A 24,664-nucleotide genomic window follows, 5' to 3' on the forward strand; every position below is an offset into this window, starting at 1 on the left:
GCCTGGCGATCTCGGAGTTCCGCTGAGACCAGGAGCGTCAGATGCCTCGTTCGACCGCCACCCGCACCATGGGTGCGCTGTCGCACGAGCACATACGACACCCCGCCATGTGACAGAGCACCGTCCCCGTGACGGTGCTTTTTTCGTATCGGCGGGCCTGCTGGGCCTGCGCCACCCCCGAGAGATCGAATCCCTGGAAGCCGTCCAGGGTGCTTCGAAAGGGAAAGCATGCGCACTCTCGTCCTGAACGCCGGTTACGAGCCCCTCGCCGTGGTCTCCGACCGGCGGGCCCTCGTCCTCGTCATGAGCCGGAAGGCGACCGTCGTCGCCGCCGATGCGGAGCACCCCGTGCTCGGGGCGGTGACGTCGTGGGACCGCCCGTCGGTCATCGTGCTGACGCGGTACGTACGCATCCCGCACACCCGTCAGATCCCCGTCTCGAGGCGCGGCGTCATGCGGCGTGACTCGCACCGGTGCGCTTACTGCGGGCGGGCCGCGACGACGATCGACCACGTGCAGCCGCGGTCGCGAGGTGGGGCGGACAGCTGGGAGAACCTCGTCGCGTGCTGCCTCCGGTGCAACAACCTCAAGAGCGACCGCACCCCGCACGAGATGGGCTGGGTGCTGCTCGTCACGCCGAAGCCGCCGCACGGGGTCGGCTGGGTCGTGCGCGGCATGGAGCGGACGCAGGCGGACTGGGACGAGTACCTCGCGGCCGCGTGAGGGTGGCGCCCTCCGCTGGCAGCTCGTCCGCCTGCCGATGAACGCGGTTTCGAACGATGCACCGGGTTGCTTCCGGGTGCATCGTTCGAAACCGGGTTCATGGTGGGCCGAACGGCAGGAGGCGCGGCTTCGGTAGACTCGGACGGTCAGCCTCTGTAGCTCAATGGAAGAGCAGTTCCGTCCTAAGGAAAGGGTTGGGGGTTCGAGTCCCTCCAGGGGCACCGATGCAACAACGATCCCTGCCCTTTGGCGAGGGTATGAGCACACACCAGTGAGCCCGGACAACAACGGGTCCCGTGTGGCGAGGTCGTGACAGGCCGTAGTCGACGCACTAGCAGCGTCCTCCCCGACGCTCGACGGATGGCTTGTCGACATGCGCCGACAGCTGAGGCGTGTTCCTCTAGTCGCCGTCGTCCTCACCGTCGCCAGGTACTACTTCCTCCCGATTGAGTTCATCGAATCGATGTAGTCCTCCAAGAGTCCAGATGCAGCAAGGAGTCGCCAAGGGTTACTTGCTGCCGCAACTTCACGATCAGCATCCTGGATCCTGCACCATGAGCAGCGATTGCCCTCTTGTAGAGGCTCGCTGCAGACCTCGCAAGTGTTCTCGGGTCTCGAGATCGCACCTTCCGCAAAGACACGAGATGAACCGTCCGAAGCCAAGAAGAATGGGCTCATATTGTTTCGCCCAATCTTGCACTCGTACACCTCGCAACCGATTTCTGCGGCGTAAGAGCGCAGTTGAGACTTCGTCTCGGCAGTAGTGTTCGAGCCCAGGATCACTGCGGTCACACAATGCTGCGGAATCGAAAGGAGTGACGCTCCATCCACATCAACGAGGTTGGTCGCATCATTCAGGACTAGACGCCTCTCCTTCTCGTACGACCAGCACGAGGCCTTTGTGAAGTATGCGGCGTGGTACACGCTATTGCGAAGAAAGTAGACGTCCCTAGGCTTCTGTCGAAACTGTGCCCGTGCGAGAGAATGCGCGAGGTCCTCGGCGCGCGAGTCGCGATAGGTGACGTTCTGAATAGCGGAGGAGTCGCCCAGTTCAGCACGTAATTGAGCCTCATCCACCTCGATGACGAACCCCTCACCGTTCTGTCCGTAGTGAGCCCACATAGGAACGACATCAGGGTGACGCGAGAAGCATGTTGTGGGCATCATATTTAACTCGCCAATCACTTCCTCATAGAAAGCGAGAGTTTCCGGCGGAGAATTATGGTCAACGGTGAGGAATAACTCGAAAGGATCATTGAACTCGCTCGGCAGGGAGAACTTGAGCGTTGCGCCATCGCGCGAAAGTGCCTTGTCTGCAAGCTCAGGGGCGAGATATTTATACAATTTATCGGCCAAAGGATTTTCCTCCAGGAACAGAGTCTCACCTTGATCAGGCTTTGCTTTGCCACGATCGGGGCGCAGGGAAAACGATACAGCGATCATCCGCCCGGTATGTCTCGACCCGGGGAACCAGGCTCGTCCGAAGTGAACGCGTGCGGACAACGATCGGGCTCCTCGCTCGCTGGAGGGGCCAGCGCAAGAAGCGCCCGGCTAGTATCCGATCAAGCGGTCCGTGGCTATGTCAGCAGAAGTGGTGCCCACGCAACGAGTCGGAACGGGGAACATGAACGATCAACACTCGGTGAAAAATATTGTTCTCCGGAACTTTCGCGGCATCGTTGGGCCAATGGGGGTCGAGTTTCCTGTCCCTGGGGCGTCCGGGAGCGTGTTGTTCATCCTTGGAGACAACGGCACGGGCAAGTCCTCCGTCTGTGACTCCATCGAGTTCGCAACGCGCGGTGTAATAAGTCGACGCTTACAGGGCGGAGAAAAAACACGTCGTGAAGTTCGGAATCTCAGCGACAAAAAAGCGCCGCCCAGCGTGTGGCTTGAGATTTCAAGCGGAGAGCATTTTGTGCGAGGCGCTCCTCGCGGTCACGACTGGGTATGGCCGGAGGGGTCATCGCCGCTTCAACGCGACAATCCTGTACCGGGCTTCGAGTATGCACCCGTAGTCATCCGCCGCGAGGCGGTTGAGTCGTTCTGGCGTATTCCTGCGGCGTCGCGCTTGGACTACTTCTGGGACTACCTCAAGCCGCCCGGTGTACAGGTACGCACGTCCGCCGACGAACGGACTCTTACAGAATATGCGACAGCCCTTCGCAACGTCAAAAGCGCGCGTCTTGAATTCCTCGAGATCTTGCCGAAGAAAGGATGGCCCGCAGAGTTTGTCCTTCCGACACACAGCGTTATCGCAGGCGACACGCTCTACCGCGCCTTGAAAAGGTATCTCGACGGACAGGGGAAGGGGCGCGTTCCGTCGAAACGTGATCGCGCAGTTATCCAGTTCTACGTAGATAGCCTCTCGGTTGAAGAACGGCTTCGGCATGATGCTGCCCAGGCCAAATTGAAGATGCCTCGAGACACTCGAGAGCTGCGACTGTTGTTGGCTGGAATCGGTCCTCGCGTTGCGGGTGACTTCTACGGGATATACGGCGAGGAGTGGATCACGGACATCCGCTTCGACATAGGCGCGGACGGTTCCCTCGACATCACCCTGATTCGCGATCGGGGAAGACCGCTCCGACCCGAAGAGGTCTTAAGCGAGGCGGGTCTCGACATCCTCTCGCTGATCATCGCGGTGGAGCTGCATGTCGCGGCGGCGGACCTAGGCCAGGCGCGGGTCCTTGTCTTCGACGATGTGTTCCAGTCCGTGGACGCAATCTTTCGAAAGCGAATCGTCGACCACCTCGCGGGATTGCTACAGGGATGGCAGTTGGTCTTTACCCTGCACGAGCGGCTGTGGCTAGAGATTGCGAAACGCGCGTTCGATAACACGAAGTTCGGCACCTCGGTTATTCACCTTCGATCAGGTGGCTTCGCGCGCACGCCCGTACTGATCTCTGTGCAAACTGGCCCGTTGCGTGACCTGGAGGCGGAGATTGCCGCTGGCGGGTCGTCTGTGGCTATCGCGGGCCTCGCTGGCCGAACGTTGGAGGGCTTGGCTGAGCGACTGTCCACGTTCCTTGGGGTCACCATTCGACGCAAGGAGGGAGACCGGTACGAGATGAACGACCTCTGGCCAGCGGTGAAGGTCGAAATTGATAAGTCAGCCGAGACGAAGGCGAAAGTCCTCGCAGCCACGATGGATCACTCCACATTCCTCAGAAATCGTGTAGGTGCGCACGCAAATGACTGGGCTGACGGGCTCTCGGATGCTGAGGCTGTGGAGTCCGCCAGGCACGTGATCGACCTCTGGCGCGTTTTTCTGTGCCCCTCCTGCGGCCGATTCGGGAAGAGAGAAGCGCTCGGATCAGGCAGTTGGCATATGCGGTTCGGATGCTGCGTATCGCCCATTGGCACGACTCAGCCTGGGAGCGCCTAACACCGAAAAGTTCGCCAAGGTCCTCCGAGCGAGCGGTGCCCACCCATCCCACCGCGACAGTCCTTATACGGTAGGGCGTGTGGCCCGAAGACAGGGCGGCGATGTCCATTCCGGGTTTTGCCCGATGCAGGCTTCACTCCCCGCAGCACTGCGTGGTGCTCGCAGGCGGCTCCGCTCGGGCGGCGCGCTAACGAGCCCACTAGGCGTTGAGCAGGTGGCACCATCTCGTCGTCGGTCTCGGGGCTCTCGGGGACGGGCGCGGACCATGCCCTCGAGGGAACCGGCCCGACGGCGCTGGTGCGCCGTCCCCCTTCAGGTGCACTCTTCGCTAGCGCTCGTCGCGCCGTTTCCTCAAGCCGGGAGCTCGGGCAGGGCCAGGAGTGCGATGCCGAGTGCGGCCGCCACCGCCCCCAGCGCAGTGATCGCCACGCCCGGCAGGGGGCTGCCGCCGTCCCGTTGACGGACGATCAGGACTCCGCCGACGATGCCGACGAGCCCGAGGACGAGGAGGGTGATCGAGAACACCATGAGGAGCCTTCCGGTTGATGGGAACGGTGCTGACGCCGCCGAGCCTGCGTGGGGGAGTCGCTGGCGCCCGCCACCATGCCCATGCGCTCAGGCGGCCGGGGACAACGCTACCTGGAGGCCCGGATCGCCGAGGGGCCAGGGTGGGGTCATGCCGACCGCCGCAGAGACCGCCCGCACGACCCGCTACGACCGGCAGATCGGGCGCCGCGATCTCACCGAGTGGCGGTCCGCCGCCGGTCAGCGGCTCGCGTCGCGGCACAAGACCGTCGCGCAGAAGGTCGGCGCGCGCCGCGCCCTCGTCGCGACGCTCGCCGTCGGGGGCGGCATCGCGATCGCCGCGACCGCCGGGGCCGCCTACATCTACGACGGCGTGACGGGCCGCGACGGCATCGAGAGCCTCGACCGGCCGGCGCTCAAGCGGGCGAAGAAGCTCCGTTCGCCGGCGACGAACGGCGCGGCCGCCGCCATCGCCCACGTCTTCGGACCTGTCGTCCTGCCCGCCGTCACCGTCGGAGCCGCCGCGGCCTTCGGCTTCCGGGACCGCCACCCCAGCCCCGTCGCCCTCGTCGTGGCGGCTGGCGCCGGCTCGCTCGCCATGACGGTCGTGGGCAAGAAGCTCATCAAGCGCAACCGGCCCGACCGTCACGAAGCCATCCCGCCGTTCGAGAAATCCCCGTCGTTCCCGTCGGGCCACACCCTGAACACGACCACGATCCTCGGCGTGCTCGCCTACCTCCTCGCCCTCCGACAGGAGAAGCAGGCGCCGCAGGTCGCCCTCGTCGGGGCCGCGGCCGGCACCGCCGGCGTCGTGGGGCTGTCCCGCGTGTTGCTCGGGGCCCACTGGTTCACCGACGTGGCCGTCGGCTGGGTCAGCGGCATCGGCTGGCTCTCGCTGATCGTCACGAGCCACCGCCTCTACCTCAGCACCCAGGACGACGACGACGTCCACGAGTGACGCGGCGACAGACGGCTCGTCACCAGGGCGACGTCGATGCGCGGCATCCACGAGAACGTCACATGTCGCATTCACAGCGCCCTTTCATCCCACGGCGTCGATGCTGTCCGGATGACGAACCGTCCCATCCTGCGTCAACTCCCGACGGCGGTTCGGGACGGGCGGGCAGAGTCCACGCCCCACCCGGCGGGCGACCTGGTCGCCCGGACGAGACGTCGCCTCGAGAGACGCCCGATCGTGCCGGCCGCGGCGGCGTTCTCCGTTACCACCGCCGTCGGCACGGTCCGCTACCACGACCGTCACGCCGCCGATGCGGACCACCTCGTCGTCGTGGTCCTGGGGGCGCTCCTGGCCGTCACGGCGGCGGCGCTCACCCTGACCCCTGCGCGGAAGCCGTGCCCGCCACCGGCCCTGGCCGGCCTCGCGCTCGGCACGGTCGCTCTCGTCCTGCTCGCGCCCAGCACGGCCTGGAGCGTCGTCCCGCTGGTCGTCCTCCTCCAGGTGACGACTCCCGTCGTCGTCGCGACGATCTCCGGAGGCGCGGCGGTCTCGGCCGTCGTCGTGTCGGTACCGCGCCTGGCAGGCTCGCGCGACGACGTCGGGCTCGTGCTGGGCTGTGCGCTCGCAGGCCTCGTCTTCCTGCTCGCGGTGGCACTCGCCCGGTCGGCGCTCGACGCCCGTGCCCGCACGGTCCGCGAGCTGACGGCCGCGCGCGCCCTGGTCTCGGCGGCCGAGCGACGTGCCGACCGGCTCGAGGCCCGACGTCATCTCGCCGCCGAGCTGCACGACACGGTGGTGCAGTCCGTCGCTGGTGCCCTCTTCCTCGCCGACGCCGCCGAACGCACGGGCGAGGGGAGGCACGCGGAGGACGCGCGCCGGGCGCTCCGGGTCGCGGTCTCGGACACCCGGGCGCTCGTCCACGGACTCGAGTCGGGGTCGGGTCAGGAGGCGGCGGCCGGGTTCGAGGGCGAGCTCGCCGAGGCGGCCGCTCGGGTGGGGGCCACCTGCGAGGTGATCGGAGAGCCGCGAGCGCTTCCTGCCGCGTCGTCCCTCACGGTGCTGAGGGCGGCCCAGGGGGCACTCGGCAACGCCGAGCGACATGCGAGGGCCACCTGCATCGCGCTCGAGCTCCGGTACGACGAGCACGGGGTCGTGCTGCGGGTCAGCGACGACGGAGTCGGCTTCGATCCCCACGCCATGCGACCCGGCGGGCCCGACGGCGGGCACGGGCTCTCGATCATGCGGCGACGCCTCGCGGCGGTGGGCGGTGCGCTCACGATCAGGTCCGATGCGCGCGGCACGGTCGTCGAGGTGGTCGTGCCGTGGGTGGAGTCGTGATCCGCGTCGTGATCGTCGACGACCACCCGGTCCTCCGGGCCGGAGTCGCGGCGGTCCTCGCGTCGTACGAGGACATCGACGTCGTCGGCACCACCGGCAGCCCCGTCTCGGTCACGCGGCTCGTCCAGGACGCCGCTCCCGACGTCGTGCTGCTCGACCTGGGTCTCGGTCAGCGCGACGGCGGGGAACTCATCCCCGACCTCGTCGGCTCCACGCGGGTCCTGGTCTTCACGGCCTCGGGCACCGATCTGGCGATCACGCGGGCCCTGGCCGCCGGTGCCACCGGATACCTGCTCAAGGACGCGTCGTCGGACGAGCTCGCGGCGGCCGTGCGGTCGGTCGCCGCCGGGACGGCGGTGTTCTCCCACGCCGTCGCCGGTCGGATGCTCGACCGGGTGCAGCGTCCCGACGAGACGCTGACGCCGCGCGAGGGGGAGGTGCTCGAACTCCTCGGCGCCGGACTGACGAACCGAGCCATCGCCGAACGGCTCTACCTCAGCGAGTCGACGGTCAAGACCCACCTGGTCCGCGTCTTCGCCAAGCTCGGCGTGGACGGCCGCGCCGCGGCGGTCGCGGAAGCGACCCGCCGCGGCGTCATCGAGCTCACCTGAGCGGGGCCTCGCGCCTCATCCGGCGATCGCGTCGAGCCCGGCCTTGGCGTACTCCTGGTCCTTGTCGCCCGAGGGGGCGCCGCCGACGCCGATGCCCCCGATCGAGGACTCGCCGGCCTTGACCGGGACGCCTCCTGCGAGGAAGAGGGTGCCGTCGAGGTCGCGCAGCCCGACACCGTCGCCGCTGGCCCGCTCGGCGAGCTCGGACGTGGCGGCACCGAACGCGGCGGCCGTGTAGGCCTTCTCGCGAGAGGCGTCGAGGGTGTGGGCCGCGGCGTTCTCGCCCCGGACGAAGGCCTGGAGCTGGCCGTTCCGGTCGACGACCGAGACGCTGACGAAACCCGTTCCGTCCGCTTCGGCGGCGGCGAGAGCAGCGGACGCGGCCTTCATCGCCTCGGACGAGCTCAGCCTCTGCGCCTGGACGACGGAACCCTCGGTGACCGTCGAGGCGAGTCGGGCGGTCGTGGAGTCCGGGCTCGGCGAGGACGTCGAGGTGCAGCCGGCCGTGACGGCGACGGCGAGGGCGGCGAGGGTGACGAGAGTGGTGCGGGGGAGGCGCATGCGAGTTCCTTCGTGTTCGGTGCGGGGACGGTTCCAGCGTCTCGCGACGGCCCCTCCCGGCACATCGACCGTCCGGTCCGCGGATCGGGTCCGAACGGACGACCCGAACGGACGGCCCGTCCGACCGACCTGACCGGCCGACGTGACCTCCGAGGCGGCCGTGCGCCGCGCCTCCTCGTCCGGGGCCTCGGCCGGAGGCACCGGGCGTCACGCGCGGTCGTGCAGCGTGACCTGGTAGCCGTCGGGGTCGACGAAGGTGAAGGTGCGGCCGAAGGGGCCGTCGACCGGGGCGGTGGCGATCTCGACGCCGGCGGCGACCAGGGCGTCGTGGATGTCCTGGGCGTCGGGGGCGAGCAGCCAGAGGCCGACCCCGCGACCGAGCGGGGCCGCGTCGAGGTCGACGCCCGGCAGTGGGCCCCGCACGGCGAAGGCGATCGGCGTCGTGGCGAAGACGACCGCGTGCGGCGGGCCGTCCTGCCGGGTGAGGCCGAGGTGCTCTTCGTAGAACGCGGCCGAGCGCTCGACGTCGCGGACCTGGAGGGAGATGAAGTCGGGGCCGGTGGCGGTCATGGTGCCTGCTCTCGTGTCGTGGCGGATGATGTCAGTTGGCTGACACAGCAGAACCTATGTCAGACTACTGACATGAGTCAAGCTGCGTCGACCATCGACCTCGAGACCTCGGTGGGCTACCTGCTGAAGGAGGCCTCGAGCGCCCTGCGTGCCGCCATGGAGGCCGAGCTGCGTCCGCTCGGCATGACCATCACGCACTACTCGTGCCTCGAACTGCTGGCCCAGCGCCCCGGGCTGTCCAACTCCGAGCTCGCCCGAGGCGCCTTCGTCACGCGGCAGTCCATGAACGTGCTGCTGCAGTCGCTCGAGCGCGACGGGCTCGTGCGGCGGGCCGACCGGGCGCCGTCGGGGCGGGCGTTGCCGACCGAGTTGACGGCGGCGGGCCGCCGGCAACTGGCGACGGCGAGCGCCGCCGTGCGGGGCGTCGAGGACACGATGACGCAGGGCCTCGACCAGGAGGCGCGGCGTCAGGTGGTCACGGCGCTGCGGGCATTCGCGGCCGCGTTGCGCTGACGGACGTGGTCGGGGCTGGTCGAGTCGTGCCTCCCCGTGTGGCGCCGGGGACGGGTCAGGCGCTCTCGCGCCACATGATCTCGGTCGGCAGCAAGAGGGCGGTGTGCGTCTCGTCGGTGCCGCCGAGCTGGTCGAGGACCTGGCGGGCGGCCCGCCGGCCCAACTCCTCGGCGGGCTGGCGCACGGTCGAGAGGGGTGGCGTGCAGCGCAGCGCCCACGAGCTGTCGTCGAATCCCACGATGCCGAGGTCGCCGGGCACCGAGATCCCGCGCCGGTGGAGGACGTCGAGGGCCCCGGCGGCGACGGCGTCCGACGCCGCGAAGACCCCGTCGACCCGAGGGTCCCGTTCGAGCAGCTCGGTCATGCCGTCGACGCCGGCCGAGTAGCTGTAGAAGGGGTTGCGCACCACGAGGTCCGGGTCGTAGAGGTCGCCGAGCGCGGCGCGGAAGCCGGCGAGGCGGTCTTCGCCCGAGTCGCGGTCGAGTCCCGAGGCGAGCATGCCCACCCGGGTGCGCCCCGTCGACACGAGTCGGCGCACGATCGCCTCGGCGGCGGCCTGGTTGTCGATGCCGATGAACGGGATGTCGGGAGCGTCGCTCGGGTGGCCGACGAACGAGGCCGCCAGCCCGAGCTCGGCGACGGCCTGCGAGATGGGGTCGCCGGTCCGGGCGGACAGGATGATGGCCCCGTCGACGAAGCCCCCGCGCAGGTACTCGACCACGCGGTCGCTGTCGCGCTGGGAGTCGATCATCAGCGTGACGAGTTGGTGGTCGGCCTGCGACAGGACGGCGTTGGTGCCGATCAGGATGTTGCCGATGTTCGGGTCGTCGAGCACGACCGAATGGGGCTCGTGGACGATCAGCGCGATCGCGCGCGACCGCTGGGTGACGAGGTTGCGCGCGGCCGCGTTGCGGACGTAGCCCACCTTGGCCACGGCGGCCTCGACGGCCTCGCGCGCCTGGTGCGAGACGTAGGGCTCGTTGTTCAGCACGCGCGACACGGTGCCCCGCGAGATGCCGGCCTCGGCGGCCACGTCGTGGATCGTGGCACGCCGACGCGGAGATCTCGGACCGGGCATGTCGGTCACCCTAGCGGAGCCCGGGACGCTCGGGATCGTTCCCGGAGAGGTGACGGAGGGGCGGCCGGTCGGGTAACCGTACGATCACGGTCGGCTCCTCCGCTTTGACAAACCGGCGGCCGTGGGCTTAGCTCTGTGAACGTTCCCAGAAAGTGCCACCCGATTCTTCGGGCCATCATCTGGGAACGATCACAGGAACCCTGTGAACCTTCGCCGTCGAAGGGCCTCCGGCCGTTCGTGAAGGACACCCGCCGAAGAAGCCGAGGCCCCGTGTGACCCAGACTGCTGCCGAGCCCGCCGTCGTCGCCCCGCCGTCCCCGCGTCCGACGAAACCGCGGAAGCCGTTCCGGTACCGCAAGGCGATCGCGATCTTCATCGTCCCCTTCGCGGCGCTCTTCGCGGCGTTCTACCTGACGCCCATCCTCTACGCCGTCTTCCAGTCGCTGCAGAAGGTCGAACGGGAGGGCACCTTCGGCGCCCCGACGCAGGTCTTCGGCGGCCTCTCGCAGTACGCGTTGGTCTTCCAGAACACCGAGTTCTGGTCGTCCATCGGCCGCGTGCTGCTCTTCGGCGTCGTCCAGGTCCCGGTGATGCTCCTGCTCGCGCTGCTCTTCGCCCTGCTGCTCGACTCGCCCCTGCTGCGCGGCAAGCGCTTCTTCCGTCTCGCGTTCTTCGCGCCCTACGCCGTGCCGGGCGTCATCGCGGCGATCATGTGGGGCTACCTCTACTCGCCGAGCCTCTCGCCCTTCTCCGCCGTCACGTCGCGAGCGGGCCTCCTCGACGGCGGCACGGTGCTCTGGGCGGTGGCCAACGTCGTCACCTGGGTGTTCGTCGGCTACAACATGCTGATCATCTACTCGTCGCTCCTCGCGATCCCCACCGAGATCTACGAGGCGGCCCGCCTCGACGGGGCCTCGCAGTGGCGCATCGCCGTCGCGATCAAGATCCCCCTGGTCGTCCCGGCGATCGTGCTGACCGCCGTCTTCTCGGTCATCGGCACCCTGCAGCTGCTGACCGAACCGCTGGTCTTCCGCCAGTTCACGTCGACCATCTCGTCGACCTTCACGCCGAACATGCTCGTCTACTCGACGTCCTCGGTGCCCAACTTCAACCTCGCGGCGGCATTCAGCGTCGTCCTCGCGGTCGCCACGTTCATCCTCTCGATCGGGTTCCTCCGGTTGACCCAGCGGAAGGCCGACTAGTGACCGTCGACGCCCCCATCCGTCCCGCCAAGTCGTTCGACGACGCGACGACCCCTGCTCGTCGACGCGGCGGGGGCCCCCGCGAGAGCGTGATGTCGCGAACGGCCGCCATGGTCATCATGGGCGCCTTCACGCTGTACTTCCTCGTGCCGATCTTCTGGCTGCTGGTGTCGTCGACCAAGACGCTCGACAACTTCAACTCGAGCGCCGCCCTGTGGTTCTCGCCGACGTCGGCGCAGGACTTCGTCGGCAACGTCGGCCGGCTGTTCACGTACAACGATGGCATCTTCCCGCGGTGGATGCTCAACAGCATCGTCTACGCGACGGTCGCCGGCGCGCTCGGCACGATCCTGTCGGCGATGTGCGGCTACGCCCTGGCCAAGTACCGCTTCTGGGGTCGTGAGGCGCTGTTCAACATCTTCCTGGGTGGCGTGCTCGTGCCGGCGACGGCCCTGGCTCTGCCGCTGTTCCTGATCTTCAGCAAGGTCGAACTGACGGACACCTTCTGGGCGGTCTTCCTGCCCAGCATCGTGAGCCCGTTCGGCGTGTACCTCAGCCGCATCTACGCGGCGTCGAGCGTCCCCGACGAGATCGTCGAGGCCGCCCGCATCGACGGCTCGAGCGAACTGCGCACGTTCTTCACCGTGGCGATCCGGCTGATGTCGCCCGCCCTCGTGACGGTGTTCCTGTTCCAGTTCGTGGCGATCTGGAACAACTTCTTCCTGCCGCTCGTGATGCTGCGGTCCCAGGAGCTCTTCCCGGTGACCCTCGGCCTCTACACCTGGAACTCCAACGTGAGCCAGTACCCCGAACTGCGCACTCTCGTGCTCGTCGGCGCGCTGGTCTCGATCGTCCCCCTGCTCGTCGCCTTCCTCAGCCTGCAGCGCTTCTGGCGCAGCGGCCTGGGGTCCGGCGGCCTCAAGTAGCCGAACCCGCGGCCCCGGCCGTTCCGTTCCGCCGCTCCCGTCCTGATCCACCGACCCGCACCTCCTCGACCTCCTCTCCGCAAGGCAACGACGTCGTTCCCTCCCGTGGCCGGCCCCTCCGGCTCCGCACCCCGATTGGACACCAGATGAAGACATCCCGAGTACTCACGATCGCGGCGGCCGCCGTGGTCTCGACCATGGCCCTCGCCGGTTGCAGCTCCGGCAGCGGCTCGGACGGCGCCTCCGGCGACTCCGCCTCGTGCGAGGCGTCCTCCGGCAAGGTCACGCTGAACTTTACGACCTGGGTACCGAACATGGACAAGGTCGTCGCCCTCTGGAACGAGGAGAACCCCGACATCCAGGTCAAGGTCTCGATCGTGCCGAACGGCAACAGCGGCACCTACCAGAACTTCTTCAACCAGCTGCAGGCCGGCAACGCCCCCGACATCGGTCAGGTCGAGTACGACACCCTGCCCGCCTTCCGCGTGCAGGACGGCCTGGCGAACATCGCCTCGTGCGACGGCGTCTCCGCCGCGAAGGCCGACTACTCCGACGGCCTCTGGAACCAGGTCACCTTCGGCGAGGACGACTCCGTCTACGCGATCCCGCAGGACTCCGGTCCCATGGCTCTGTACTACCGCAAGGACCTCTTCGAGCAGGCCGGCCTCGACGTCCCCACCACGTGGGAGCAGTACGCCGAGGACGCCGTGAAGATCAAAGAACTGGGCGGCAGCATCACCAACTTCGCCAAGGGCGACGTGAACCAGTTCGCCGGTCTGGTCTCGCAGGCCGGTGGCCAGTGGTTCGACACCGCGGACGGCACCTGGAAGGTCGACATGGGCGACGAGGCGTCGACCAAGGTCGCCGACTACTGGCAGGACCTCATCTCGAAGGACCTCGTCACGACCCTGCCGAGCTTCACCGACGAGTGGAACAACGCGTACAACACCGACCAGGACTGGACCTGGGTCTCGGCCGTCTGGGGTGCCAACACCATCTCGAGCGGCGCCCCCGACACGTCGGGCAAGTGGGCCGTCGCGCCCATGCCGCAGTGGAAGGACGGCGAGTCCGCGTCGGCCGCCTGGGGCGGATCGTCGAACGTCGTCTTCAAGGGCAGCGAACACCCCGCCGAGGCGTCGAAGTTCCTCGTGTGGCTGAACACCTCGACCGAGTCGCTCGAGGCGCTGAACAAGGAGGCCAACCTCTACCCGGCCTCCACGACCGGTGCCGACCTGCCGGCCCTGACCTCGGGCGTCGAGTTCTACGGCGACCAGGCCATCTACGAGGACTTCGCGAAGGCCGCCGAGAACATCCAGCCCTTCACGTGGGGCCCGACGATGACGCAGACCTACAGCGACATCTCGGACGGCTTCGGGACGGCCGCCTCGGGTGACGGCACCCTCCTCGACGCCTTGAAATCGGGCCAGGAGAAGACCGTGGCCGCGATGAAGGCCCAGTCGATCACCGTCGAGTAGCGATGATCCGAGGAGGCGCGGCGTCGGTGATCCCGGCACCGCGCCTCCTCTGCGTCCGGACGGGGGCGCTCGTCACGCGGTGCCCCCCGCGGTCTCGTCCACCAGGGTGCGCCCGAGCGACACCGTGCCCTCGTCGTCCGCGTAGTGGCCGTAGGGCGCGATCGGCCGGTAGCCCGCCGACTCGTAGAGGCGGATCGCGGTGTCGTGGGCCACGTTGGTCTCGATCACCATCTCGGTGACGCCGGCGTGTGCGGCCGACCGTTCGAGCCAGTGCAGCACGAGCCGGGACAGGCCGTGCCCGCGTCGGTCGGGCCGCACGTACATCCGCTTCAGCTCGGCCCGTCCGTCGGGCAGCAGGCGCCAGGCTCCGAGGGCCACGGGCTCGCCGGCCTCGTAGGCCACGGCGAACGTACCCCTCGGCAGCTCGAACTCGGAGCGGTCGATCGGGCTGTCGTCGCGCCCGCCGTAGATCTCGACGTACAGCTCTTGCAGTCCCTCGACGAGCTGCTGCACGTCGGGGTGGTCGTAGGGGCGGGGTTCGATGCTCGTCGCGGGCGCCGGAGTGGTCACCGGACCATCTTCGCCGATGGCCGGACGTCGGGCGCGACCCGGCGCGGCTCGGCTCGGTGCGTCAGCCCGCGTCGCGCCCGGTCACCCGGTCGAGACCGGACGAGGAGGCGCGGTGCGCGTCCCCGAGGTCGCACCCCAGGGCGACGAGCACGCGGGCGACCAGCTCGACCGTCCACTCGGGGGTGACGAGCTCGGGGCTCGACCACCAGGTGTGCAGCCCGCCGAGGAGGCTGCCGCCGACCAGGGACAGTGCCAGGTCGACGTCCAGCTCGGCGAACGACCCCGCGGCCTGCCCGGCGTGCACGAGCGCCCGCGCCTGCGGCACCAGCGCCGCCTCGGCGTCGAGCAGACGCAACCCGTTGCGCGCGACGACCACGGCCACGGCCGGGTCGCTCTGCGCCAGGCCGAGCACCACGTGCATCGCGATCGCCGCCGTCGTCACGGGGGAGTCGTCCGCCTGTCCGAGTGTCGCCATCCGTTCGGTCTGCGCGTTCAGCACGCTCTGCACGGCCTCGTCGAAGAGCTCGTCCTTGCCGGCGAAGTGGTTGTAGAAGGTGCCGAGGCCGACGTCCGCCAGCTGTGTGATCTCGGCGACGGGGACGGCGGCGTAGTCGGCCCGTCGGAGCAAGGCGACGCCGGCCTCGACCAGCTTGCGACGCGTCTCGCGCGTGCGGCGGGACGTCCTCGAGGGGTCGACCCGCGCCTCCTCGTCGTCCGGTTTCACAGGGGCCTCTCACGTGTCTGGCGGGATGTCTGGCTACATTCTGTCACGACTGACGAATTCATCAGATTTGACAAATCATTCGAGGAGCATCGTGCCCGACGTGACCATCACCGCCGCCCGCCCGGACCAGCTGGACGCGGCCGCCGCCGTGCTCGCCGAGGGGTTCCGCGACGATCCCGTGATGTTCGGGTTCGTCCCGCGCGGGCGGCGGCGCCACGCACGGCTGGTCGACCTCTTCGCGGCGATGATGCGCTCCATCCCGGCGGGCCGTCGCACGGTCGACGTGGCCGTCACGGACGACGACGGGGACGTCGTGGGGGCGGCCGTCTGGGAGGCGCCGCTCGCCCGACCGTCGTCGCCGTTGCGCCTGCCGGTGTCGTCCGCGGAGCTCGGGCAGCTGCCGCGGTACCTGCGGGCGCTCGGGCTCGGCGGGCTCGTGCCGGCTGTCCGGCACCAAGCGACCCTGGCGGCGCCCCGCCCGCGGCTGCCCCACTGGTACCTCGGTGAGATCGCGGTCGGCGACGCGGCCCGAGGGCTCGGCGTCGGCACCTCGCTGATCGAACACCGCCTCGCGACCGTCGACGAGCGCGGTGAGGCCGCCTACCTCGAGTCGTCCACCGAGCGGAACCGGGCGCTCTACCGGCGCATGGGCTTCGTCGAGCTGGGGCCGATCCGCGGGCTGCCGGGTGCGACGCCCGCCGCGATGTGGCGCCCGGCGACGAGCTCGCGTGGCTCGACCTCCGACCGGTCGGGCTCGGTGACGGCTCCGACGTCGTCCTGATCGCCGTGGCTCGCGTCGCACTCGACGCGGCCCTCGCCTCCGGCTCTCGCCTCCGGCCCGGGAGGCGCGGGTCACGCCCTTTCGGGGCTCGCGTGCGACCCCGGGGTGCTGGTCGAGGCCGTGCGACGCGTCGTCGCCTTTCTCGTCACCTGTGCATGAGTCGTTGGTCGAGATGTCACGACATGCCGCTCGGCTTCAGACGTGAGCGGCATGTCGTGACATCTCGGCGGGCCTCACGAGACGTCGCGCCGCAGTTGCCGCCACCAGCCGAGCCCGAGTGGCAGCACCACCCAGAGCAGCAGCGAAGTGAGGGCCTGCCCGGCGCCGGGGATGTCGCCGGGGCCGTCCGCCCAGCCCGGGTGTGGTTGGGCGAGCCAGGCCGCGAAGGCGAGCGTCGAGATCCACGGGGCCGCGGTCGGGACGAGGAGCGCAGCCGCGATGTCGAAGGTGAGCGGCAGCAGCATGGTGACGACGATGGCCAGGGGTGTGTTCAGCAGCAGCGATCCGACGGCCGTGCCGGTCAGGGCCGCTGCTACTGCGAGGGCGACGACTCCGCCGGCGGCCGTCGTCACCGCCCGCCAGTCGGTGGTCGCCAGCAGGTCGGGGTGCAGAACCACGAACGCGAGTGCCGCAGCGGCGGCCGTGACGAGGGCGACGCCGAGGACGAGCCCGACGATGGCGACGAGGCGTGCTGTGAGGACGAGGAGTCGCCGCGGCGTCTGAGTGAACGTCGCGAGGGCGGACCGCCCGTTCCAGTCACCCGTCACCGCGAGCACGGCGACGACGGGAAGAAGGACCGTGAGTGGGATGCCGACGCCGCTCACGAAGGTTTCGAGCGACGCGTCGGAGGCCTGGGACAGAGCGACCGCGCCGGCGCCGAGAAGTGCGATGGCGGCGAAGAGCCCTCGGGCAGCCCGGGTATCAGTCGCCTTCATGACCTCGATGAGCAAGAGGACGGGCCACGGGGTCATGAGGTCGCTTTCGGAGTGGACGTGGCCGTGGGCGCGTGAACGGGCACGAGCGGTGACGTCCCCCTCAGGAGCCCCTGTGCCGTGGACGGGCGGGCTGCATGTTCGCCCGAGGTCTGGTCGAGAAAGAACGACTCGAGTGACTGACGCGACTCGGACAGATGGGTCAGCGGGATGCCAAGGGTCACCGAGAGGCGTCCGACGTGATCGGCCGTGGTCGCGGCGGTGAGGCGCGTCGTGGCATCCCGCCCTCGGCCGACCGTCACCTCGTCGTCGACGAGGGCTCGAACTAGCCGGTCGTCATCCGTGCTGGCGAAGGCGACGTTCGTCAGGCCGGCGGCTCGCGCCGGCCCGGCGTGGACGACGCGGCCGCGGTCGAGGATGACGACGTCGTCGGCGATCGTCTCGATGTCCCCGAGGTGGTGGCTCGACAGCAGGACGCCGCCACCGCCCCGGGCGAAAGCGACGACGAAGTCGTTCAACCAGCGGAGCCCCTCGGGGTCGAGGCCGTTGCCCGGCTCATCGAGGATCAGCGTCGTCGGCTCGCCCAGCAAGGCGACGGCGAGGCCGAGACGCTGACGCATGCCGAGACTCAGCGAACCAACCCGGCGGTCGCCCACACTCGACAAGCCGACGAGACCGAGACAAGTGTCGACACGATGCGACGAGACGCCGATCGCCAGTGCTCCGAGGCGAGCTGTCTCGTAGACGGTGCGTCCACCGTGGCCCGCGCTCGCGTCGAGCAGGACACCGACGATGCGACCCGGCCGCTCGATCTCAGCGAAGGGCAGTCCGTCGAAGAGCGCGGTGCCGCTCGTCGGGCGGACCAGCCCGAGCATTGCCCGCAGCGTCGTCGACTTGCCTGCCCCGTTCGGCCCGAGCAAAGCCGTCACGCGGCCCGCTCCGGCTTCGAAGCTCACGTCGGCGACGACGACCCGTCGCCCGTAGGTCTTGGTCAGGTTGCGGACCGAGACGGCCGCGCTTTCGCGGACCACGACGTTCACGCGCGAGCGGCGAGGATGAGGATGGACGTCACAGCGCACGCGGACACGAGGAAGAACGCCGCGATTGGTTGCGGTCCTCTGGGCGATCGTCGGGTCGCCAGGCTGAGAAACCAGACGCCGCCGGCCAACGGGATGAATGGCGCGGGCCAGTGCTCCATCATCGCGAAGCAGGTCAGGAGGGAGAGCGAAACGGCCAGGCCGGACAAGGCGGTGATCCGGGCGCGGGTGGCATGGGCGGGCTCGTGCGGGGCAGACAACAGGACTTCTTCTTTCGTGATGTGAGGTTACGGGGTCGGGGCCCTGAGGGCTCCGCCCCCGTAACGGATCAGTGGAAGTAATTCCAGAGTTCCCAAGCCGTCAGCAGATTCGCGATCGCGCCGGCCTCGTGCTCGCCCGCGTCACCAATATGTCGCCTCTGTCATTGCGGATGCAAGGGCAAAGATGCACCTGTGGAAACGTCGGGCCGTGTCACCGTCCGAGTGGTATCGACGTGCGCGGCCTCGGGTCTCGCCCCGGCGGGCGCGTCGGGATCGAAGTCGGCGGGCTCAGGTTGCGTGGGCTGGTGCTGCATCAGCTCGGAAGGCGCAGCAAGGGGGGTTGGATGTCTTCTCATGGCGGTCGGAGCTGCGGTGCCGTGCTGCCTGCATCCCTGGGTGGCCTGCGCTCGACGAACGCGACGCCCGGCTGCCGGGCCGATCCGCACCTCCTGCCCTGCGGGCACGTCGTGACATCTCGACGACTCGTCCCCAGGGTGCGGCCTGCGGGAGCCGTCCAGATGGGGCATGTATCTTCATGTCGAGAGACTTCTGCGCGGTAGCGTAGAGGCAGCACCACCGAGCACACGCATGCCCGACAACGAGGGAGCACCTGCCGCATGGCGAAGATCATCTACACGCTGACCGACGAGGCGCCGATGCTGGCGACCTACTCGTTCCTGCCCATCATCCAGGCCTATGCCAAGACCGCGGGAGTCGACGTCGAGACCCGCGACATCTCGCTGGCGGCCCGCATCATCAGCCAGTTCCCCGAGCGCCTCACCGACGAGCAGCGCCAGGGCGACGCCCTGGCCGAGCTGGGAGCCCTGGCGAAGACGCCCGAGGCCAACATCATCAAGCTGCCGAACATCTCGGCCTCGATGCCGCAGCTCAAGGCCGCGGTGGCAGAACTCCGGTCGCAGGGCTACGACCTCCCCGACTACCCCGACTCGCCGTCGACCGATGCCGAGAGCGACGTCAAGGCCCGCTACGACAAGGTCAAGGGCAGCGCGGTCAACCCCGTGCTGCGTGAGGGCAACAGCGACCGCCGCGCCCCCCTGTCGGTCAAGAACTACGCCCGCAAGCACCCGCACCGCATGGGCGCCTGGACGGCCGACTCGAAGACGAACGTCGCGACCATGGGCGTCGACGACTTCCGTTCGAACGAGAAGACCGTCGTCATCCCGGCCGACGACACCCTGCGCATCGAGTTCGTCGGCACCGACGGCGAGACCCGCGTGCTGCGCGAGTCGATCCCCGTGCTGGCCGGCGAGGTCGTCGACGGCACCGTGCTGCACGTCGCCGCGCTGCACGAGTTCCTCGACGCCCAGATCGCCCGGGCCGAGGCCGAGGGCGTCCTGTTCTCGGTGCACCTCAAGGCCACGATGATGAAGATCAGCGACCCGATCCTCTTCGGTCACGTGATCCGCGCGTTCTTCCCGCGGGTGTTCGAGCAGTACGGTGCCGACCTGGAGGCTGCCGGGCTCGACCCCGCGAACGGCCTCAACGGCATCCTGCAGGGCCTCGCGGCGCTGCCGAACGGCGACGAGATCAAGGCTGCGTTCGACCGTGGCATCGCCGACGGGCCCGACCTGGCCATGGTCGACTCCGACAAGGGCGTCACGAACCTGCACGTGCCGAGCGACGTCATCGTCGACGCGTCGATGCCCGCCATGATCCGTACCTCGGGTCACATGTGGGGCCCCGACGGCGGCGAGCACGACACCCTCGCGGTCATCCCCGACTCGAGCTACGCCGGCATCTACCAGGCCGTGCTCGACGACTGCCGCGCGAACGGCGCCTTCGACCCCGCCACCATGGGCTCGGTGCCGAACGTCGGCCTCATGGCCCAGGCCGCCGAAGAGTACGGCTCGCACGACAAGACCTTCGAGGTACCCGGCGACGGCACCGTCCGCGTCGTGAACCAGGCGGGCGAGACGCTGATCGAGCACGAGGTCGCCACGGGCGACATCTGGCGCGCCTGCCAGACGAAGGACGTCCCGATCCGCGACTGGGTCAAGCTCGCGGTCACCCGTGCGCGCGCCAGCCAGACGCCCGCCGTGTTCTGGCTCGACGAGACCCGTGCCCACGACGCCACCCTGATCGGCCTCGTCCGCACCTACCTCGCCGAGCACGACACCGAGGGCCTGCAGATCGAGATCCTCTCGCCCGTCGATGCGATGGCGTTCTCGCTCGAGCGCATCCGCCGCGGCGACGACACCATCTCGGTCACCGGCAACGTGCTGCGCGACTACCTGACCGACCTGTTCCCCATCATGGAGCTCGGCACCTCGGCCAAGATGCTCTCGGTCGTGCCGCTGATCAACGGCGGCGGCCTGTTCGAGACGGGTGCCGGCGGCTCGGCTCCGAAGCACGTCTCGCAACTCGTCGAGCAGGACTACCTGCGCTGGGACAGCCTGGGCGAGTTCCTCGCCCTCGCCGTCAGCTTCGAGCACCTCGCGACGTCGACCGACAACGCGCGGGCACAGATCCTCGCCGACACGCTCGACCGCGCCACGGGCACCTTCCTCGACGAGAACAAGTCGCCCGGCCGCAAGCTCGGCTCGATCGACAACCGCGGCAGCCACTTCTACCTGGCCAAGTACTGGGCCGACGAGCTCGCCGCCCAGACCGACGACGCCGAACTGGCCGCTGCCTTCGCCGGGCTGGCCGCCACCCTCGGCGGGTCCGAAGAGGCGATCGTCGCCGAACTGATCGCACCCCAGGGCACGGCCGTCGACATCGGGGGCTACTACCACCCCGACGCCGCCAAGACCGAGGCCGTGATGCGTCCGTCGCGCACGCTGAACGAGGCGCTCGCGACGCTGTAGGGCGCGAAGCTCTCGAGAGCAGGAGGCGCGGTGCCGGTCGGCACCGCGCCTCCTGTCGTCCGTCGGGTCGGGCACTCGTCGGGTCGGTCGCCCGTCGGGTTCGGGCCGGTGGCGGGCCCGGGGGTCGCCGTCGGGACCGAGTGGGCAGAAGATGCTCTTCGTGGGCCGCCGAGCAGCATCTTCTGCCCACTCGGTGCTCCGTGCGGGGTGGGGGAGCGGGCCGACGTCAGGGGTGCAGGGCGTGGCGGGCGGTGGCGCGGACGGCGTCGGTGACGGCGTCGAGCAGGGGGGACGCGAGGGTCCAGCGCTGCCAGAAGAGCGGCACGTCGACCGGGTCGGCGGCGGCCAGCTCGACCAGGCGCCCGGCGTCGAGTTCGGGGCCGGCCTGGGCCTCGGGCAGCATGCCCCAGCCAAGGCCGAGCACGACGGCCCGGGCGAAGTCCGCCGACGCGGGCACGTGGTGCCGGGGAGCGAGCGGCTCACGGCCCGTGAGGCGTCGCACGAAGTCGTGCTGCAGGTCGTCCGTGCGGTCGAAGACCACCATCGGGGCGCGGTCGAGCTTCCCGTGGTCGGAGGCGTCCGGTGTGCTGCCCGCACCCGACGTGACGCCCGCGCTCGTCGCGCCCGTGCGCCCGAGACCGTCCGGCCCGCCGCCCAGCCACCGCTCGACGAACCCGGGGCTCGCGACGGCTCGGTACCGCATGACGCCGAGCGGCTCCGAGCTGCAGCCCTGCACGGGCTCCCGGGTCGCGGTGACGGCGGCCAGCACGTCCCCCGAGCGCAGCAGCTCGGCCGTGTGCTGCTGGTCGGCTCGGCGCAGGTCGAACACCACCGGCACGGTCGGCGGGACGGCGGCCAGCGCGTCGAGGAACCAGGTCGCCGTCGAGTCGGCGTTGACGGCGATCGGCAGGGTCGTGGGGACGGGATCGTGGGATGGGTGATCGGCTCCGTCGCCCCCGTCGAACCCGCCACCGCCGAGCCGGGCCGACGCGTCCGAGGTGAGCAGGTCGACCTGGCGGGCGTGACGCAGCAACACGTCACCGGCGTCGGTCGTGGTGACCGGCGTGGTGCGTCGCAACAGCACCTGCCCGGCCGCACGCTCGAGCTGCTTGATGCGCTGCGACACGGCGGACTGCGTCACGTGCAGGCGTCGCGCGGCCGCCTCGAAGGTGCCTTCGTCGACGATCGTGCGCAGCGTGTCCAGCTGGTCGAGTGCGAAACGGGCCATGAGCAGAGCTTATGCACCATCGCGAACATGAGTTGGCGCGATGCTCGGGGCGGCCCTAGCGTGGCGGCATGACCTTCGCGACCGTGCTTCCCGCCGTCCTGTTCGGCTTCGGCACGAGCCTCGCCCTGATCGTCGCGATCGGTGCCCAGAACGCCTACGTGCTCCGCGTCGGGCTCCAGGCCGTGACCCGTGTCGTGGTGCCGGTCGTCGTGGTCTGCGCCGTGAGCGACGCCGTGCTGATCAGCGCCGGGGTGGCCGGGGTCGGGGCGCTCGTCGAGGCGGCACCGCAGGCGGTGGTCGTCGTCCAGCTCGTCGGGGCCGGGTTCCTGCTGGTCTACGGCGCCTTCGCCGCGAAGCGGGCGATCCGCCCGGTCGGCGCGCTGACGGTCGACGTCGCGCCGGAGTCGGCTCGAGTCGGCGTCACCGCAGGAGGCGCGGTGCCGGCCGACGGCGCCCCACCCGTCGCGCAGGGCCCCCGCCCACCGGCTGCCGGGCGCGCCGTCTCGCCCGCCCGGGTCGTCCCGGCCGTCCTCGGTGCCCTCGCCTTCACCTGGCTCAACCCCCACACCTACCTCGACACGATCGTCTTCCTCGGCTCGGTCGCGAACCACCAGCCGCCCGACCTGCGCTGGTGGTTCGCAGCCGGAGCGATCGCGGGGAGTCTCGTGTGGTTCTCGGCGCTGGGGTTCGGCGCGCGCCTCCTGCGTCCCCTGTTCGCGAAGCCGGTCGCCTGGCGGGTGCTCGACGCGGTGATCGCCGTCGTCATGGTGGCCCTCGGACTGCGGCTGCTGTTCGGACTCTGACGGTGCCAGGTCGGTCGACCCGGTCCGATGTCGAGCCGGTCCGACGTCAGACCGGACGCTCGGCGATGGCTCGCTGCCAGCGGACGAGCATCACCCGTGCGTAGTGCACCGCCGACACGTAGTGGAACACCAGCCCGACCAGGAAGACCAGGTACCCGACGCCGATCACGGTCGTCCACTCGGGGCCGTCGAGCGCCACCCCGAGCAGCAGCACCGCGAGGCCGACGAAGCACAGCCCGGTGCGCAGCCGCCCGGCCCACCAGACCGGCAACGCGGGGTCGCCGCGGAACGCGAGCACGGCGCCGATCGCGAGCAGCACGTCGGGCACCATCAGCAGCACGGCCTCCTGCCAGCCGAAGACGTCGGCCGTCGCGAACGCCACGGCGACGACGACCACGGTCAACCGGTCGGCCACGGGGTCGAGCCACGATCCGAGCACCGAGACGGAGTCGGTGCGCCGGGCCACGAACCCGTCGAGCCAGTCGGTCGCGAAAACGACCGCGATCACGACGAGGGCCGGCCACCAGAGCTCGGCGATCAGCAGGCCGGCGAAGAGCGGCAACAGCAGGAGGCGCGCAGCCGTGATCGCGTTGGGCACGGTCCGCCAGTCGTCCACCTCGAAGAGGCGGTGGCGCAGGGCGCCGAGCCGACGGGACGACAGGTGCTCCGCGACGAACTCGCCCGAGGCGGACGCCCCCGCGACGACGGGATCGGCCACGGCGTGCCCGGCCGCGTGGACGGCGGACGCGACGGGCCCGCGGTCGTCGACCCGCGCCTCCGCGTCCGCTGCGTCGTCGGGGGTCTCAGCGACGTCGCGGGCCTCGGCGTCGCGGGCCTCCGCGTCGTCGGCGGCGACCGTCTCGTCGACGGTGCCGTCCGCGTCGTCGGCGGCTGCCGCCCGACGCCGGCGCACGAGCCGCACGACGAACACGATCGCGACGATCAGCGCGGCGCCGATCAGCGCCCACGACGAGAACTGCCCGAGGTACTCCTGCGCCGCCTCGAGCGAGGACCGCAGCAGGAACCCGATGCCGACGTAGACGGCGGCCCAGGTCAGCGCCCCGCCGAGCGACGCGGGCAGGAACGACCGGTAGGGCACCTTCGCGACGCCGGCGGCCGCCGGCGTCAGGGTGCGGACCACCGGCACGAGGCGGGTGAGGAACACCGCGGCCGCCCCTCGACGCTCGAGGACGGCGACGGCACGGTCCCAGCTGTCGACGCCGATCCGGCGGATGATGCGCGTGTCGCGGAACCCCGTGCCGAAGCGGCGACCGAGCAGGTAGCCGACGTGGTCGCCGAGCGAGCCGCCGATCGCCACGGAGACGAAGAACGCGACCGCCGGCCAGGGGCTGTCGAAGGTCGCGGCGAGCAGCAGCACGATCGTCTCGCCCGGCACGAAGACGCCGAGGCCGAGCCCCGACTCGGTGAACGAGAACAGGGCGCCCAGGGCCCAGACGAGCGGGGTCGGCAACGACGAGCCGACGTCGGTGATCCACCCGATGAGGTCCATCCCGCCAGGCTAGGGGAGGGGCGCTGAGGGGCGCGTCGACCGGGGGACGGGGGCGTGGTCGTCCGGGGGACGGGACGGTGTCGGCCGCGGGGCGGATGCGGGTCGGTCCGAGTCGGTAGGGTCGCG

The 24,664-nt window shown here is 69.7% G+C and carries 24 protein-coding genes and 1 tRNA gene; 13 read left to right on the top strand and 12 right to left on the bottom strand.

The features are described 5' to 3' along the window. The first annotated feature begins 228 nt into the window (after nt 1–228). Together ASE87_RS12395 and ASE87_RS12400 are read left to right on the top strand one after the other, a co-directional pair. Nucleotides 229–723: an HNH endonuclease gene (locus ASE87_RS12395; RefSeq protein WP_056228876.1), complete on the top strand. Its 495-nt coding sequence runs from the start codon at nt 229–231 to the stop codon at nt 721–723. Between the two features lie 149 nt (nt 724–872). After that, a tRNA-Arg gene (locus ASE87_RS12400) sits at nt 873–944 on the top strand. Nucleotides 945–1,155: 211 nt separating this feature from the next. On the opposite strand, the gene ASE87_RS15845 is transcribed toward ASE87_RS12400, so the two are convergent. Beyond that, the gene (locus ASE87_RS15845; protein WP_082452587.1) at nt 1,156–2,166 is read right to left on the bottom strand and encodes a DUF2971 domain-containing protein; all 1,011 of its coding nucleotides are present in this window, start codon (nt 2,164–2,166) and stop codon (nt 1,156–1,158) included. Between the two features lie 181 nt (nt 2,167–2,347). On the opposite strand from ASE87_RS15845, the gene ASE87_RS16155 reads away from it, so the two are divergent. Continuing rightward, nucleotides 2,348–4,108, top strand: coding sequence for a hypothetical protein (locus ASE87_RS16155; RefSeq protein ID WP_157489854.1), 1,761 nt, complete (start codon nt 2,348–2,350; stop codon nt 4,106–4,108). Between the two features lie 351 nt (nt 4,109–4,459). Here the strand turns inward: ASE87_RS16155 and ASE87_RS16160 are convergent, their stop codons facing one another. After that, nucleotides 4,460–4,636, bottom strand: coding sequence for a hypothetical protein (locus tag ASE87_RS16160; RefSeq protein ID WP_156155457.1), 177 nt, complete (start codon nt 4,634–4,636; stop codon nt 4,460–4,462). A gap of 148 nt (nt 4,637–4,784) precedes the next feature. Between ASE87_RS16160 and ASE87_RS12410 the strand changes: the two genes are divergently transcribed. The 3 genes from ASE87_RS12410 (at nt 4,785) to ASE87_RS12420 (ending at nt 7,540) form a co-directional block, all read left to right on the top strand. Further along, nucleotides 4,785–5,591 (top strand): phosphatase PAP2 family protein, encoded by an 807-nt coding sequence (locus ASE87_RS12410; RefSeq protein ID WP_056228881.1) that lies wholly within the window; start codon nt 4,785–4,787, stop codon nt 5,589–5,591. A 111-nt stretch (nt 5,592–5,702) separates the two neighbouring features. Continuing rightward, nucleotides 5,703–6,929, top strand: a complete 1,227-nt coding sequence (locus tag ASE87_RS12415; RefSeq protein ID WP_056228883.1) for a sensor histidine kinase — start codon at nt 5,703–5,705, stop codon at nt 6,927–6,929. Continuing rightward, nucleotides 6,926–7,540 carry a response regulator transcription factor gene (locus ASE87_RS12420; protein ID WP_056228886.1) on the top strand — a complete coding sequence of 205 codons (615 nt, stop codon included), beginning with the start codon at nt 6,926–6,928 and terminating at the stop codon, nt 7,538–7,540. Before ASE87_RS12415 ends, ASE87_RS12420 begins: the two co-directional genes overlap by 4 nt. Before the next feature lie 15 nt (nt 7,541–7,555). Here ASE87_RS12420 and ASE87_RS12425 read toward each other — a convergent pair whose 3' ends face one another. Both ASE87_RS12425 and ASE87_RS12430 read right to left on the bottom strand, forming a co-directional pair. Further along, entirely contained in the window at nt 7,556–8,101 is a 546-nt protein-coding gene (locus ASE87_RS12425; RefSeq protein ID WP_056229607.1) for a heme-binding protein, read from the bottom strand. Nucleotides 8,102–8,308: 207 nt separating this feature from the next. Then, nucleotides 8,309–8,671 carry a VOC family protein gene (locus tag ASE87_RS12430; protein WP_056228888.1) on the bottom strand — a complete coding sequence of 121 codons (363 nt, stop codon included), beginning with the start codon at nt 8,669–8,671 and terminating at the stop codon, nt 8,309–8,311. A gap of 72 nt (nt 8,672–8,743) precedes the next feature. On the opposite strand from ASE87_RS12430, the gene ASE87_RS12435 reads away from it, so the two are divergent. Next, on the top strand, nt 8,744–9,184 hold the full coding sequence (locus tag ASE87_RS12435; protein WP_056228891.1) for a MarR family winged helix-turn-helix transcriptional regulator: 441 nt from the start codon (nt 8,744–8,746) through the stop codon (nt 9,182–9,184). 55 nt (nt 9,185–9,239) lie between these two features. On the opposite strand, the gene ASE87_RS12440 is transcribed toward ASE87_RS12435, so the two are convergent. Then, nucleotides 9,240–10,262 (bottom strand): LacI family DNA-binding transcriptional regulator, encoded by a 1,023-nt coding sequence (locus ASE87_RS12440; RefSeq protein WP_043593549.1) that lies wholly within the window; start codon nt 10,260–10,262, stop codon nt 9,240–9,242. 272 nt (nt 10,263–10,534) lie between these two features. On the opposite strand from ASE87_RS12440, the gene ASE87_RS12445 reads away from it, so the two are divergent. The 3 genes from ASE87_RS12445 to ASE87_RS12455 all read left to right on the top strand — a co-directional run bounded on the left by ASE87_RS12445 (nt 10,535) and on the right by ASE87_RS12455 (nt 13,865). Continuing rightward, nucleotides 10,535–11,464: a carbohydrate ABC transporter permease gene (locus ASE87_RS12445; protein ID WP_056228894.1), complete on the top strand. Its 930-nt coding sequence runs from the start codon at nt 10,535–10,537 to the stop codon at nt 11,462–11,464. Nucleotides 11,465–11,556: 92 nt separating this feature from the next. After that, nucleotides 11,557–12,390, top strand: coding sequence for a carbohydrate ABC transporter permease (locus ASE87_RS12450; RefSeq protein WP_043596471.1), 834 nt, complete (start codon nt 11,557–11,559; stop codon nt 12,388–12,390). Nucleotides 12,391–12,536: 146 nt separating this feature from the next. Beyond that, a complete protein-coding gene (locus tag ASE87_RS12455; RefSeq protein ID WP_056228897.1) occupies nt 12,537–13,865 on the top strand; it encodes an ABC transporter substrate-binding protein in 1,329 nt (442 codons plus the stop codon). A 72-nt stretch (nt 13,866–13,937) separates the two neighbouring features. Here the strand turns inward: ASE87_RS12455 and ASE87_RS12460 are convergent, their stop codons facing one another. Further along, nucleotides 13,938–14,435 carry a GNAT family N-acetyltransferase gene (locus tag ASE87_RS12460; protein WP_197073564.1) on the bottom strand — a complete coding sequence of 166 codons (498 nt, stop codon included), beginning with the start codon at nt 14,433–14,435 and terminating at the stop codon, nt 13,938–13,940. A gap of 61 nt (nt 14,436–14,496) precedes the next feature. Beyond that, on the bottom strand, nt 14,497–15,159 hold the full coding sequence (locus tag ASE87_RS12465; RefSeq protein WP_056228898.1) for a TetR/AcrR family transcriptional regulator: 663 nt from the start codon (nt 15,157–15,159) through the stop codon (nt 14,497–14,499). A 91-nt stretch (nt 15,160–15,250) separates the two neighbouring features. Between ASE87_RS12465 and ASE87_RS12470 the strand changes: the two genes are divergently transcribed. Beyond that, entirely contained in the window at nt 15,251–15,940 is a 690-nt protein-coding gene (locus ASE87_RS12470) for a GNAT family N-acetyltransferase (RefSeq protein WP_235472292.1), read from the top strand. A 233-nt stretch (nt 15,941–16,173) separates the two neighbouring features. Here the strand turns inward: ASE87_RS12470 and ASE87_RS12475 are convergent, their stop codons facing one another. The 3 genes from ASE87_RS12475 to ASE87_RS12485 are packed head-to-tail and all read right to left on the bottom strand — an operon-like array spanning nt 16,174 to nt 18,169. After that, nucleotides 16,174–16,911: a hypothetical protein gene (locus tag ASE87_RS12475; protein ID WP_056228901.1), complete on the bottom strand. Its 738-nt coding sequence runs from the start codon at nt 16,909–16,911 to the stop codon at nt 16,174–16,176. Further along, nucleotides 16,908–17,912, bottom strand: a complete 1,005-nt coding sequence (locus tag ASE87_RS12480; RefSeq protein WP_235472296.1) for an ATP-binding cassette domain-containing protein — start codon at nt 17,910–17,912, stop codon at nt 16,908–16,910. Before ASE87_RS12480 ends, ASE87_RS12475 begins: the two co-directional genes overlap by 4 nt. Then, entirely contained in the window at nt 17,909–18,169 is a 261-nt protein-coding gene (locus tag ASE87_RS12485; protein ID WP_056228903.1) for a hypothetical protein, read from the bottom strand. The genes ASE87_RS12480 and ASE87_RS12485 overlap by 4 nt, the downstream gene beginning before the upstream one ends. Nucleotides 18,170–18,786: 617 nt before the next feature. Between ASE87_RS12485 and ASE87_RS12490 the strand changes: the two genes are divergently transcribed. Beyond that, complete coding sequence (locus tag ASE87_RS12490) at nt 18,787–20,997, top strand: NADP-dependent isocitrate dehydrogenase (RefSeq protein WP_056228905.1); 2,211 nt, start codon at nt 18,787–18,789, stop codon at nt 20,995–20,997. Nucleotides 20,998–21,223: 226 nt separating this feature from the next. Here ASE87_RS12490 and ASE87_RS12495 read toward each other — a convergent pair whose 3' ends face one another. Further along, complete coding sequence (locus ASE87_RS12495) at nt 21,224–22,225, bottom strand: LysR family transcriptional regulator ArgP (protein ID WP_043596453.1); 1,002 nt, start codon at nt 22,223–22,225, stop codon at nt 21,224–21,226. A 68-nt stretch (nt 22,226–22,293) separates the two neighbouring features. On the opposite strand from ASE87_RS12495, the gene ASE87_RS12500 reads away from it, so the two are divergent. Then, nucleotides 22,294–23,028, top strand: coding sequence for a LysE/ArgO family amino acid transporter (locus ASE87_RS12500; protein ID WP_056228908.1), 735 nt, complete (start codon nt 22,294–22,296; stop codon nt 23,026–23,028). 46 nt (nt 23,029–23,074) lie between these two features. Here ASE87_RS12500 and ASE87_RS15855 read toward each other — a convergent pair whose 3' ends face one another. Continuing rightward, nucleotides 23,075–24,538 (bottom strand): CDP-alcohol phosphatidyltransferase family protein, encoded by a 1,464-nt coding sequence (locus tag ASE87_RS15855; protein ID WP_082452591.1) that lies wholly within the window; start codon nt 24,536–24,538, stop codon nt 23,075–23,077. Nucleotides 24,539–24,664: the final 126 nt, after the last annotated feature.

It is taken from the genome of Frigoribacterium sp. Leaf44 (assembly GCF_001421865.1).
Lineage (GTDB): Bacteria > Actinomycetota > Actinomycetes > Actinomycetales > Microbacteriaceae > Frigoribacterium.